Source organism: Bacillota bacterium (assembly GCA_033549065.1).
Classification (GTDB): domain Bacteria; phylum Bacillota; class Dethiobacteria; order DTU022; family DTU022; genus JAWSUE01.
Genome location: JAWSUE010000002.1, coordinates 179,701 through 191,609, shown reverse-complemented (window position 1 = coordinate 191,609; position 11,909 = coordinate 179,701). Strand labels below are relative to the sequence as shown.

Annotated in this window: 13 protein-coding genes and 1 pseudogene; 6 read left to right on the top strand and 8 right to left on the bottom strand. The window is 50.9% G+C overall.

Translation table 11 applies throughout. From position 1 onward, the window contains the following. Positions 1 to 124: 124 nt before the first annotated feature. Positions 125 to 823: an MBL fold metallo-hydrolase gene (locus SCJ97_02055; protein MDW7738827.1), complete on the bottom strand. Its 699-nt coding sequence runs from the start codon at positions 821 to 823 to the stop codon at positions 125 to 127. A 150-nt stretch (positions 824 to 973) separates the two neighbouring features. On the opposite strand from SCJ97_02055, the gene SCJ97_02050 reads away from it, so the two are divergent. Together SCJ97_02050 and SCJ97_02045 are read left to right on the top strand one after the other, a co-directional pair. Continuing rightward, entirely contained in the window at positions 974 to 2,203 is a 1,230-nt protein-coding gene (locus tag SCJ97_02050; protein MDW7738826.1) for a radical SAM protein, read from the top strand. 80 nt (positions 2,204 to 2,283) lie between these two features. After that, a pseudogene (locus SCJ97_02045) lies at positions 2,284 to 2,424 on the top strand (CopG family transcriptional regulator). 75 nt (positions 2,425 to 2,499) lie between these two features. Here the strand turns inward: SCJ97_02045 and SCJ97_02040 are convergent. The 7 genes from SCJ97_02040 to SCJ97_02010 all read right to left on the bottom strand — a co-directional run bounded on the left by SCJ97_02040 (position 2,500) and on the right by SCJ97_02010 (position 7,634). Continuing rightward, the gene (locus tag SCJ97_02040; protein ID MDW7738825.1) at positions 2,500 to 2,739 is read right to left on the bottom strand and encodes a MoaD/ThiS family protein; all 240 of its coding nucleotides are present in this window, start codon (positions 2,737 to 2,739) and stop codon (positions 2,500 to 2,502) included. Continuing rightward, entirely contained in the window at positions 2,739 to 4,484 is a 1,746-nt protein-coding gene (locus tag SCJ97_02035) for an aldehyde ferredoxin oxidoreductase C-terminal domain-containing protein (protein MDW7738824.1), read from the bottom strand. Before SCJ97_02035 ends, SCJ97_02040 begins: the two co-directional genes overlap by 1 nt. 251 nt (positions 4,485 to 4,735) lie before the next feature. Further along, positions 4,736 to 5,056, bottom strand: coding sequence for an AzlD domain-containing protein (locus SCJ97_02030; GenBank protein MDW7738823.1), 321 nt, complete (start codon positions 5,054 to 5,056; stop codon positions 4,736 to 4,738). After that, complete coding sequence (locus tag SCJ97_02025) at positions 5,056 to 5,829, bottom strand: AzlC family ABC transporter permease (GenBank protein MDW7738822.1); 774 nt, start codon at positions 5,827 to 5,829, stop codon at positions 5,056 to 5,058. The genes SCJ97_02030 and SCJ97_02025 overlap by 1 nt, the downstream gene beginning before the upstream one ends. Positions 5,830 to 5,894: 65 nt before the next feature. Continuing rightward, positions 5,895 to 6,146 (bottom strand): EF-Tu/IF-2/RF-3 family GTPase, encoded by a 252-nt coding sequence (locus SCJ97_02020; GenBank protein MDW7738821.1) that lies wholly within the window; start codon positions 6,144 to 6,146, stop codon positions 5,895 to 5,897. 118 nt (positions 6,147 to 6,264) lie between these two features. Continuing rightward, positions 6,265 to 6,591: a thioredoxin gene (gene trxA / locus SCJ97_02015; protein MDW7738820.1), complete on the bottom strand. Its 327-nt coding sequence runs from the start codon at positions 6,589 to 6,591 to the stop codon at positions 6,265 to 6,267. Between the two features lie 119 nt (positions 6,592 to 6,710). Beyond that, complete coding sequence (locus SCJ97_02010) at positions 6,711 to 7,634, bottom strand: radical SAM protein (GenBank protein MDW7738819.1); 924 nt, start codon at positions 7,632 to 7,634, stop codon at positions 6,711 to 6,713. A 164-nt stretch (positions 7,635 to 7,798) separates the two neighbouring features. Here SCJ97_02010 and SCJ97_02005 point away from each other — a divergent pair, with 164 nt between their 5' ends. Genes SCJ97_02005 through SCJ97_01990 form a run of 4 tightly spaced genes read left to right on the top strand, consistent with a single transcriptional unit; the run spans position 7,799 to position 11,896 of the window. Further along, positions 7,799 to 8,227, top strand: a complete 429-nt coding sequence (locus SCJ97_02005) for an ACT domain-containing protein (protein ID MDW7738818.1) — start codon at positions 7,799 to 7,801, stop codon at positions 8,225 to 8,227. Between the two features lie 31 nt (positions 8,228 to 8,258). After that, entirely contained in the window at positions 8,259 to 9,560 is a 1,302-nt protein-coding gene (locus SCJ97_02000; GenBank protein MDW7738817.1) for a phenylacetate--CoA ligase, read from the top strand. 10 nt (positions 9,561 to 9,570) lie between these two features. After that, positions 9,571 to 11,313 (top strand): indolepyruvate ferredoxin oxidoreductase subunit alpha, encoded by a 1,743-nt coding sequence (iorA, locus tag SCJ97_01995; protein MDW7738816.1) that lies wholly within the window; start codon positions 9,571 to 9,573, stop codon positions 11,311 to 11,313. Then, positions 11,306 to 11,896, top strand: a complete 591-nt coding sequence (locus SCJ97_01990) for an indolepyruvate oxidoreductase subunit beta (GenBank protein MDW7738815.1) — start codon at positions 11,306 to 11,308, stop codon at positions 11,894 to 11,896. The genes iorA and SCJ97_01990 overlap by 8 nt, the downstream gene beginning before the upstream one ends. Positions 11,897 to 11,909: the final 13 nt, after the last annotated feature.

Sequence of the window (11,909 nt, the reverse complement as noted above, 5' to 3'; positions counted from 1 at the left end):
CTTTTCTCCTTATGGAAATCAAATAAGTGTACGATTTCTGGACAGGCTTTAAAACGTTTACTTATTGTGTACGTTTAATAATAAATAATTCGCGGTTGACCGGTTTAATCCTGCCCCGCAATGGTTAGCCAAAAAAGTAGCGTTTGATCCGGTCGTAATTCTGCATGACCATGGCTGCGCCTTTTACGTAGCCCATATGGCCGGGCAGGACAAATTCAATGCCTTCGATCCCGGAAAGTTTCTCGATGCTCTGACCAAGTGTTCCTGTATCGCCTCCCGGCAGATCGGTCCGGCCGACACTGCCCTGAAAAACGGTATCACCGCTGATCAGCGCTTTTTCACCGGGCAGATGGAAACAGACACAGCCCGGAGAATGTCCCGGGGTATGAATTACTTCAATCTGGTCGGCGCTGTTATTGTCACTCAAACCGATATCAAGCAGGCCTTCTTCCAGGTAGAAATCCGGCTGCAGGGAAGGCAGCTCTATATCGCTGCCTGAACCATAATGCTTGCTCAGAGCTTCAAGAATAAAGGAATCGCCCTGGTGAATGCCGAAGCGGGCGCCAGTCTGCTCACGCAGCAAACCAACCGACTGGACATGATCGGGATGACCATGGGTGCAGAGTATGTAGTCAAGATCTTCCAGCTTGAAGCCGTCTTCGACCATTTTCTTGTAGAGCTGTTCCAGGCAGTTTTCGTCGAAGTCATTGAAAATGTGTCCCGGATCGAAAAGTATTGTTTTCTCTCCCTTATAGATGTAGCTGTTGCAGTTGTTGGCCCGGCCCTGCCATAGGTACATGAAAATTTTTTCCTTTAATTTCATAGTTGCCCTCCTTTCATACAGTTCATATAATAACATAATTGAAAAAAAAATGTTATTTAAAATAATTACTATTGCATTGGTAGGATTATTGCGCTATAATATATATAACCATTCTGGTTATATATAGTTCGGTGATTCGAGGTGCAGTTGATGGCCGTAGCAAGAAAGTTCAATTCCCTTCCCGAGGTTGCTCATATAATGCAGAAAGATAATTATGTCTATGATGAACGGAACGGGGAAATAATTTTACACAAGATTGGGGCCGGGCTCAAGAAGCTTTACCTGGAACCGACAGCCCGCTGCAACCTCGAATGTATCACCTGCATGCGCCGGCAGTGGCCCGATGCACCTGACGGTGAAATGAGCATGAAGCTTTTCGACAAACTTCTGGATCAGATGACGCAGTTCCCCGATCTGGAAAGGGTCCATCTCGGCGGCTTCGGTGAACCGTTGGCCCATTCGAGAGCGCTGGAAATGATCCACAGGCTGACTGAAAACGGCTACCGAGTTTCCTTTAATACCAACGGCACCCTGGTTACAGAAGAGGTTTCCCGGGAGCTGATCAAAAGCGGTGTGCAGGCCGTCTACTTTTCCATCGACGGCTTGGACCAGGATATGTTCGGCAAGATCAGGGTTAACGGACAACTGGAAGAAGTCATTGAGAATATCAAGACCCTGCGCCGACTGAAACAGGAGATGAAGGTTTACAACCCCAAAATTGGGCTGGAGTTTGTAATGATGCGCAGCAACGTGGACCAACTGGCCAAGCTTCCTATGCTGGCCAAAGAACTCGGTTCGCCGGAAGTGCTGATAACTAACCTGCTGGCTTATTCGGAAGAGATGTATAACGAAGTGCTCTATGAAGTACCAGGTGTAGACCGTAGTATGGGTTCAGGGGCACTCGCTCCGCTGAGCTGGAAAAACGTTGAGCCGCAGTTCCAGTTTCCCGAACCGGCAGTCTGGCCGGCCGTAGAACAGGATTTTGTATTATGGGGCTCCATGCGCCTGCCGAGGATGTACTGGGGCAGCAGCCGCCGCTGCAGTTTTATTGATAAGGACGCTGCGGTAATCCGCTGGGACGGCATGGTCGCCCCCTGTTTTGCCCTGATGTATTCATACCCATATATTCTTGATAACCGCAGGAAAGAGGTTTCCGAATACAGCCTGGGCAACATCGGCGAGCAGGATCTATATGATATCTGGAATAGTCCCGACTACATCCGCTTCAGATATAAAGTGCGGAATTACAGCTTCCCGTCATGCATGGACTGCTCGGCAAGCAAAACCTGTGATTATGCCGATAAAAATGAAGATTGCTGGGGCAATGTCCCCTCCTGTGCCGACTGTTTATGGTCGCAGGGGATCGTGCGCTGCCCCTGATATAAAGTTTAAAAATTTAGATTGAAAAAGTTTTCACCCTCACCCTTACCCTCCCTTTGCACCAGGGAGGGTTTTTTTACGAACAAATACAACTTGTCAATGTAGATTTTCCATCCTGGATGGTTGAAGCTCTGGACATGGAAGCAAAACGCTTGGGGGTACCCAGACAATCAGTAATAAAATTTTGGGTGGCAGAAAAGCTTGAAAAATATTCGTCCTGATCTGAGATCTAAATGGATCGATAAATATTAAAGCCCGTTGCTCGGTTTAGAGCAACGGGCCTCTTATTGCGGATCCTATCCTCCTGCTACGGGAGGAAATATAGCCACCCGTTCACCATCTTCAAGAACGTAATCGGGTCGGCGGCTTTTGTGCCTGATAAAAACCTGCTTCGCCTCGCCTTCCTGAATTCCCACTTTTTCAATCAGTTCCTTTATTGTCGCCCCTTCCGGTAGTTCAACGCTGAAAGGTTTATTGCCTTTCTCTTCCGGATGATAGCGGGTCAGGGTAGCGTAGAGCACAACCTCTATTTTCATTACTTATCCCAGAAAGTATCGAGTTCTTCGTCGGGGATATCCCAGACATGGTTGTGCGGCGGCAGTTTTTCATACCGCATAAACTCGGGCGGACGGTCGGCATCTTTGCCACCGACTCCGGCCCTGACATTGAAATCTTTCTCGATGCGCAGGATTTCATCACCGATCCTGGTTACATCATCACCGGTGTACTTGGTACCGAGCATGCCGTTAACCGTTTCTACTACCCCGTCGAATCCGGATGGAATGTCGAGGATGGGGAAGGCAATAAAGAGACAGTAGCCACAGGAATCGATAAAGGCGGTTGTCTGCTGGAAAGCCTTGGAGAGACCGATCTTATCTTTCGCCGACAGCGGTTCTGCCTTACCTCCAACAGAGAGGATTTCGGGAGCAATAGTATAGCCGGCCGTATGGTCGGCACCCATCGGGGTGGTGATATAGGTTACGCCAATCCCTTTGACTGCACGCGGTTCGTAAGCAGGCATTCCCTGGCGCTTGACGGTGGGAATGCGGGTCACGCCGTAGGCTTCACCGGTGAACTGGGCACCCTGGCCGAGAATATGGCCAAGCGGGCTGCGCTTGCCGATCTCACTGAAAAGTTCAATGGCCCCTTTACCGTCGCCGAATTTGGCCAAACCTGCTTCCATGGCCACACCGACAGTAACGCCGGCTTCGATGGTATCTACTCCGTAGTCGTTGCACATCCGGATCAGTTCGGCTACTTGATCAAGATTGTCGATACCACAGTTTGCCCCGAGCGACCAGGATGATTCATATTCCACGCAGGAAACATGCTCACTGCCGTCTTCCTTTGCATAGACATTGGAGCAGTGGATAATACAGCCGGGGTGGCAGCTGTGACCCATCATTCCGGCGCCGCCTCTCGTCTTGGCTGCCTCGGCCAGGGCTTCACCGCTGATTTTCTGGGCGCCGTCGAAAACGCCGGTGCGGAAGTTGTTGGTCGGTAGACCGCCTGCTTCATTGAGGATATTGATCAGCACTGCAGTACCGTAGCTGTTCAGCGCTCCGCCCTTCTTGGTTACATCATGAGAAAGGATGGCATCAGCCAGTTTTTTCTGACCGGCCTTGAACATTTCAGGATCTTTTGGCTTAACTGCCGGGGCATTTTCATCTTCGAGAACAATTGCTTTCAGCCCCTTGCTGCCCATAACGGCTCCGAGTCCGCCTCGCCCGGCATAGCGTGCGGGCCTTCCCTCGGGGTCATTAAATGCTATCCCGGCCATGGCCATTTTTGCTTCTCCGGCCGGACCGTTTACGCAAAAGGCAGTTTTTTCTCCGTATTTATCCCATAACATCTTCGCACATTCATAAGTTCCCTTGTCTTTAAGGTCATCTGCCGGCAGCAGTTCTCCGCCGTCCAATCCAAGCTTGAGCAACCAGCGTTTGTCATCTTCCACGAGGCCTTCAAGAACCAGGGCTGCATAGCCCATCCGGGCCAATTTCTGGGGGAAGGGAGATCCGGCATTGGCTTCCTTGATCCCACCGGTGAGAGGAGATTTGCCACCGACCGAGATGCGTCCCGAGTTGGGCGCATGGGTGCCGGTAACCATCCCCGGGGCGAAGAATAACTTGTTATTCGGTCCCAGGGGGTGTGCTCCGGCCGGTACCTCATCGGATACCATCAGAGAGGTCAGCCAGCGTCCACCTTTACCTTTGTACTTATCCGGAACCGGTTCAACCGTTACCTTCTTGTCCGTCATATTGACGCGAACAATTTTGTCCATACGAGCTCCTCCTTGAACATTTTTTGGCTTGACGGATGGTATGTTTAACTCAGAAATTATACTGCGCTGCTGGAAATCAACTAAATTTAGATGTGCTACTTGATGCGGTTACTTTGAGGATTAAGATCACTTTTTGGCAGCCTATCATCCGCCTTACCATAATCTTCGTCTAGTATAGCATAAGCGTAAATTGTCGGTCAATTGCTAATTATTAGCATTCTTTTCCAACATATAACTAACCTATTTTCAGTTCAGATAAATAAACGTAAGGCTGCAATCAAAACCATTCCACTGAGGACAGTGATAAAAAGATTGCGGGTAAGGAAGGCGATAATGAAGAGCGGGATGGAGACCCAAAAGGCCGGGTTGGCCGGCAGGGCCAGTTCAAAACGGCTATCGGGCACGAAAAGTCCGGGAGCCAATAGGGCTGCCAGGACGGCTACCGGGACATAGGAAAGCCAGAGTTCAACTGCCCGGGGCAGGGTGCGCCTGGAGAGTAAAATCATGGGGATTACCCGGGGCAGGTAAGTGACCAGAGACATGAGAAAGATTAAAAGGGCGATTTCAGGCATCAGGTTGCCTCCACTCCCTTCTTTTCATTCCTGTATTCGACAGCAGCACCGACGGCAGCAGCTACCACGGTGGCTACAATTATATAGAGCTGACTCATACCAGCCAAGTAAAGTGTAAGGCCAATTGCAGCGGAAAGAAGAGCAATATAAGCGCGGCGTAAGCCGTCGATCTGCATCACCAGCAGGGCAATAAACATTGCCGGCAGGGCATAGTCTATTCCGTATGTGGCGATATCAAAGGAGAGACGACCGCCGATCCACGCTCCAAGCAGGGTGCCGATCACCCAGGATAGCTGGGCTGATACATTGAGAGCAAAGAGTTGTGCAGCCGGAGGGATCCCGCCACAACGGAAATAGGCGGAATGGACGGCGAAAGATTCGTCTGTTACCTCGTAACTGAAGAGGGCGAGCTGCAGCGGGCTGAATAACTTCAGGTAGGGGGCAAGATAGGCACTCATCAGCATGTGACGCAGGTTTACAAGAAAAACAGTCATGGTTATGGCGGCTATGCCGGCACCGGCTCCGATCATGCCTACTGAAATAAGCTGGGATGAACCGGCAAAAACGAATACTGACATGGCCACCGCGCTGTAGATGCTTAACCCGTTTGTAACGGCAAGTACACCGAAGGCAAAGCCGATGGGCAGGTAACCGAGCATAATTGGAACAGCCCTGATCATCCCGATCAGGGCTTGATTTCTTTGCTCACCTTTAACCCCGGCTGCAGCCTCTTCAGATGAGGCCGAGGTTTCATTTGCTCTCTTAAAATCCAAAAAATCACCTTGGGGTACTAAATAAGTCGGTTAATCCCGGTTAGACACTCCAACTTATTTATTGTTCAGATTAACTTGAAAACTGTATCTCCGGCCCGGACCTTATCTTTTACCTTCAGGCCGACCAGGTCGCCTGCATTTGCCTCCTCGATATTCTGGTGTTCAACCTGCATCGATTTGACCGGCTGTTCCAGATCGGATGTCGAGCCGACAATCGCAATCTGGTCTCCTACTTTCAGGGGGCCTTCGAGCTCGATAATGGCCACCTCGATCTTACTGTAAAAATGGGTTACCTGGCCGATTACCTGTCGTTCCATGGCTAACAACACATCCTTTCGGAATATTTAAACTGTTATTCGCCAACCGAAATCTAGTTCCTGCCCACCGGTGAGATTAGTCCCGGAAGGCCCGGATTGTCCAGGTTTTACGTATCGATTAAATAAACTGGCTGATTTTATCGTTCAAGGCCTGCTTGCTCATTGCGCCCATAAAATTGTCGATCACCTGTCCGTTTTTGAAGAGGAACATGGTAGGGATGCTCATTACCTCGTATTTCTGGGCCAGATCGGGGTTCTCGTCAACATTGACCTTAACCACTTTCAAGCGGCTGTCATTATCTGCAGCCAGCTCTTCAAGCACGGGTCCGAGCATCTTGCAGGGACCGCACCAGGGGGCCCAGAAATCAACGAGGACGGGAAGTTCAGCTTTCATTACTTCTGCTTCAAATTGTGATTCGGTTATCTCCTTTACAGCACCAGCCATAGCACTACCTCCTTCAGTATTTCAGTAAAGCCAAACCTTTGGCTTTGCTTATTATCATTCTACACCAGCCCTTCCGGCAGGGTCAACCGGATCAGGTAAATTGGGTTAATTTAAAGAGATCAGAGCAGGCGAAGCCCCACTTTTCTGAATGCTTCACAGGCAGCAGTGAATTCAGCGGAGGTGATACGCCTTGAGAGTTCGGGATACTTCATCGCCCGGTAGGCCGGGTAGTACTGGGCCATCACATTGACCGCAACATTTGGGGATACTTTTTCACCGAGGAAGCAAGCAATTTCCGCGCTCCCTGCCAGGTCTTCCGGCATTACCAGGTGACGGACCAGCAAACCGCGGGTGGCAAGGCCGCCGGGACCGATTTGCAGATCTCCCACCTGGCACTGCATTTCTAATAAGGCTTCTTTCAGACGGGTGTAGTAGTCTTTCACACCAGAATATTTTTCTCCGGCTGCATCGAATCCGTACTTGGCATCGGGCATGTAGATATCGATAAATCCTTCGAGAAGCCGCAGGGATTCGACGGATTCGTAGCCTCCGCAGTTGTAGACTGTCGGCAGGTTAAGGCCTCTTTGGGCAGCGAGGTCGATTGCTGCTGTAATCTGGTAGAGGTAAGGTGTGGGACTGACCAGGTTGATGTTGCTGCAGCCCCGTTTCTGGAGATCGATCATTATACCAGCCAGTTCTTCGATTGTGATTGGCTCCCCACCTTCTGCCCCGCGGCTGATCGTCCAGTTCTGGCAGAAACAGCATTCAAGGTTACAATGGGTAAAAAAGATGGTGCCTGATCCGCCGGGACCAACCAGTTCTCTCTCTTCACCAAAATGCGGGCCATAACTGCTGATGACCAGCTCATCGGCAACGCCGCACTTTCCGCGAACCCCAAGCAAACGATTAATCTGACAATCGCGTGGGCAGATCCGGCAGCGGCTCATGATCTGGTAAAACCGCTCAACACGTTTTTTCCGGTCAGCAGGATTCATCTTCAGGTAAGCTGGTATAAATCTGGCTTTGGGAGGGATCTTCTTCACACCTCTCCTTGGTCTCTATGGAAACATTTTACAGTATGAGAGAATAAAGCGCAAGCCTTAAGAACTGAACAAAAAGTCACCCCGGGGCAGGAAAAGACCTGTTAAATATTGAATTTTTAATTTTGTGCCCTGTTATTACTTGAATGTTACGGAGGTAAAATTACATGATCAAACAGATTTCAGTCTTCCTGGAGAATAAATCGGGCAGACTGGTCCGGGTGGCAACCGTGCTCGGCGAGGCAGAGATCAATATCCGCGGGGTTTCCATTGCCGACACTTCCGATTTCGGCATCCTGCGCCTGATCGTCGATCAACCCGATAAGGCCATCAAGGAGTTGAAAGACAAAGGCATCATGGCCACGGTAACCGAGGTTGTTGCCATGGAGGTGCCTGATACGCCTGGCGGCCTGGCCAAAGTCCTCTCTTTCCTTGAGGAAGCAGGTATCAACATTGAATACCTCTATTCCTTTATCGAAAAACCGACTCATAATGCTATAATAATGATGCGTGTTGAGCGAATTGATGATGCCATAGCCGTGCTGGAGAAAAATAACGTTCCTCTCGTCGGCAGTGACCGCATTTACAGCTTCTAACCGCAGCTAAAACCTACAGGAGTTGAAACAGATGCAGAAGGATCACCTGACCGCTGAAGAGCGTCTGCTCAGGCAGAAAAACGGCCTTCAGCAGTCTATTGAACATGCTTACAGCAACAGCCCATTTTACCACCAGCTGTTTGAGAAAGCCGGCCTGAAACCGGAGGATTTCGGGAAACCTGAAGATTTCAGGTCCATCCCTTTTACCACTAAAAAAGACCTGCGGGATGCCTACCCCTACGGAATGGCGGCTGTTCCGCTGGAACAGATCTTAAGAATTCATGCCTCCTCTGGAACTACCGGCAAGCCGATTGTCGCCGGTTACACGAAGCGCGACCTGGATGACTGGGCGGATGCGGTGGCCCGGATCTGCGAAATGGCCGGTGTGACTGCAGGCGATATTGCCCAGATCTCTTTCGGCTACGGTCTTTTTACCGGTGGATTCGGCCTGCACTACGGCCTGGAGAGATTGGGCGCAACCGTCGTGCCTTTTTCGAGCGGAAACACTGAACGCCAGCTATCACTGATGAAGGATTTCCGGACAACCGTGTTGGTCAGTACCCCTTCCTTTGCCATCTATATGGCCGAAGTAGCCAGGGACATGGGTTTTGATCCGGCTGAATTCGGATTGAGGCTTGGCCTTTTCGGAGGCGAACCATGCTCGGAGGCGATGCGGGAAGATATCGAGAGGCAGTGGCAGCTGAAAGCAACGGTTAATTACGGACTGACCGAGGTTGTCGGCCCCGGTATATCAGGCGAATGTTCCGAGCGGGCGGGAATGCATATCCTGGAGGATATTTACTATCCGGAAATAATCGATCCGATCAGCGGCAACGTTCTAAAAGACGGAGAAACCGGTGAACTGGTGCTAACCCCGCTTGGCAAAGAAGGTTTTCCGGTACTGCGCTACCGCACGGGTGACATTACCCGCCTGATCGCCGAAGCCTGCCCATGCGGAAGGACTACCCGGCGCATGGATTATATCACCGGCCGCAGCGACGACATGATCATCATCAAGGGTGTTAATGTCTTCCCCTCACAGATCGAGGAGGTTCTGGCCGGATTCCGCGAGGTATCGCCGCACTACCTGCTCGTCCTGCACAAGCAGAAGGGCTTTATCAGGGATATGGAAGTTCAGGTTGAACTGACCCCCGATGGCTTCACTGATCGTTTTAAAGATCTGGAAGCACTGGAAGGGCGGATCCGCACCAAATTGCGCTCCACATTATCACTGGCGCCTAAGATAAAATTAATGGAACCAAAATCTTTGGAGAGAACTACCGGTAAGGCAAAAAGGATAATCGAAAGTGAGGATCAAAGCCTTGAGCAATAAGAGATTAATTATGACCGGCAACGAGGCGATCGCCCTCGGGGCTTATGAAGGCGGTGTGCGGGTGGGAACAGCTTACCCGGGCACCCCGAGTACCGAAATTCTGGAGAACCTGAGCCGTTATCCGGGGGTGAACTGTAACTGGTCATCCAACGAGAAGACTGCCTTAGAGACGGCCATCGGCGCATCCATGGAGGGAGCGCGGGTTCTGTCGGCAATGAAGCATGTGGGTGTAAACGTTGCTGCCGACCCGCTGATGACTTTATCCTACACCGGAGTGGGCGGTGGATTGGTGCTGGTTTCCGCCGACGACCCGGGGATGCACAGTTCACAAAACGAACAGGATAACCGCCATTACGCACGTTTCGCCAAGATCCCCCTGCTCGAGCCGTCCGATAGTGAAGAAGCAAGAGATTTTGTGAAATACGGCCTGGACTTGAGCGAACGTTTCGATACGCCGGTAATTCTGCGTACAACAACGAGAATTTCCCATTCCAGGAGCACCCTTATTCCCGGAGAGCGGGAAGAAATGGAAATTCCCGGTTTCAAGAAAAATCCGGCCAAGTATGTTATGCTGCCCGGCTTTGCCCGCATGCGTCACCCCATAGTAGAACAGCGACTGATTGACCTGCAGACTGAAGCCGAAAAGAACCCGCTCAACCGGATCGAAAAGGGCTCAGGTGAGCTGGGAGTCGTCTGCAGCGGTATCGCCTACCAGTATGCCAAAGAGGCGCTGCCTGAGGCAAGTTTCCTGAAACTCGGTTTCAGCCACCCGCTGCCGAAAAAAATGGTCCGCCAGTTCGCTTCCATGGTCAAAGAAATCCTGGTCATCGAAGAACTCGATCCTTTCTTTGAAGAGCAGCTGTTGGCCATGCACCTTGATGTGCCGGTCAGAGGCAAAGATATATTCAGCCTTCTCGGCGAACTGGGAGTGGAGATTATCCGTGAGAAAATCTATAATATCAAGCCGGAGCTGATCAAGATCGATGGCGACATTCCGGCCCGGCCGCCGGTGATGTGTCCCGGCTGTTCACACCGCGGTGTATTCTACACGCTGCGCAAGTTGAAGCTGAACGTAATGGGCGATATTGGTTGCTATACCCTGGGAGCTCTTAAACCGCTGGAATCGATCGACTCCTGTATCTGCATGGGAGCCAGCGTGGGAACAGCGCTCGGTATGGCCCGGGCCAATCCCGATTCTGCTGAAAAGACAGTGGCTGTAATCGGGGATTCCACCTTTCTTCATTCTGGAATCACCCCGCTGCTTGATGCAGTCTATAACCAGGCTCCAATAACATTGATGATTCTTGATAACGGAATAACGGCCATGACCGGACACCAGGAACACCCGGGCACCGGAACAACTCTGCAGGGCGAAGCCGCTCCGGCTGTTGAACTGGAAACCCTCTGTCGGTCGCTTGGTGTAAAACGGGTAACTGCCGTCGATGCCTTTGACCTGAAGGAGGTACGTGCGGTCATTAATACTGAAATAGAAGTAAAAGAGCCGTCGGTAATAATCGCCCGCCAGCCTTGTATATTCCTGCTTACTTCTTTTGACGAACCGCTCTATATTGATGAGGATCTCTGCAACGGCTGTAAAGCCTGTATTGCCCTGGGCTGCCCCGCTCTCAGTTTTAAAGATGACAAGGCGATTATCAACAGCACAATCTGTAACGCCTGCGGTCTCTGTGAACAGTTATGCCGCTTTGATGCCATTAAATATCCTGTAGGAGAGGCCGGTGAAGATAATGAATAAGACCGATATATTGATTGCCGGTGTTGGCGGGCAGGGAACTATACTTACCGGGAGAGTGATCGCCGCCCTGGCCATTTCCGAGGGGCTGGATGTTAAAACTGCTGAAACCCATGGGATGGCTCAGAGGGGTGGAAGTGTGATTACCCATGTCCGAATCAGTGAAAAGGTTTACTCACCACTGATCCCCCAGGGGGACGGTGATATCCTGCTCTCCTTCGAAAAGCTGGAGGCCCTGCGCTGGCTGCCCTTCCTTTCACCAAAGGGGACAGTAATCGTCAACACCCAGGAGCTGGAACCGCTGCCGGTGTTGACCGGGCAGGTGGATTATCTTACCGGAATTCTGGAAGAGATCGGGAGCAAGGTGAAAAAGCTGATTGCTGTCGACGCCCTCTCCATTGAACCGGTTAAAGCGAACCCGCGCATGGTTAACACTTTTCTACTGGGTATCCTGGCCCATATCATGCCCTTCGACAAAGGTAAATGGCTGACAGTGATGGAACAGGAGATCAAGGCCAAGCTGGTGGAGATTAACAAGCAGTCCTTTGAAGCCGGCTGGCAGTATGTCCTTTCAAACAGTAAATAATTACAGATGGAGG

Coding starts and splice junctions, on each gene's coding strand:
- SCJ97_02055 (MDW7738827.1), bottom strand. CDS start 823: ATGAAATTAAAGGAAAAAATTTTCATGTACCTATGGCAGGGCCGGGCC.
- SCJ97_02050 (MDW7738826.1), top strand. CDS start 974: ATGGCCGTAGCAAGAAAGTTCAATTCCCTTCCCGAGGTTGCTCATATA.
- SCJ97_02040 (MDW7738825.1), bottom strand. CDS start 2,739: ATGAAAATAGAGGTTGTGCTCTACGCTACCCTGACCCGCTATCATCCG.
- SCJ97_02035 (MDW7738824.1), bottom strand. CDS start 4,484: ATGGACAAAATTGTTCGCGTCAATATGACGGACAAGAAGGTAACGGTT.
- SCJ97_02030 (MDW7738823.1), bottom strand. CDS start 5,056: ATGCCTGAAATCGCCCTTTTAATCTTTCTCATGTCTCTGGTCACTTAC.
- SCJ97_02020 (MDW7738821.1), bottom strand. CDS start 6,146: ATGGAACGACAGGTAATCGGCCAGGTAACCCATTTTTACAGTAAGATC.
- trxA (MDW7738820.1), bottom strand. CDS start 6,591: ATGGCTGGTGCTGTAAAGGAGATAACCGAATCACAATTTGAAGCAGAA.
- SCJ97_02005 (MDW7738818.1), top strand. CDS start 7,799: ATGATCAAACAGATTTCAGTCTTCCTGGAGAATAAATCGGGCAGACTG.
- SCJ97_02000 (MDW7738817.1), top strand. CDS start 8,259: ATGCAGAAGGATCACCTGACCGCTGAAGAGCGTCTGCTCAGGCAGAAA.
- iorA (MDW7738816.1), top strand. CDS start 9,571: ATGACCGGCAACGAGGCGATCGCCCTCGGGGCTTATGAAGGCGGTGTG.
- SCJ97_01990 (MDW7738815.1), top strand. CDS start 11,306: ATGAATAAGACCGATATATTGATTGCCGGTGTTGGCGGGCAGGGAACT.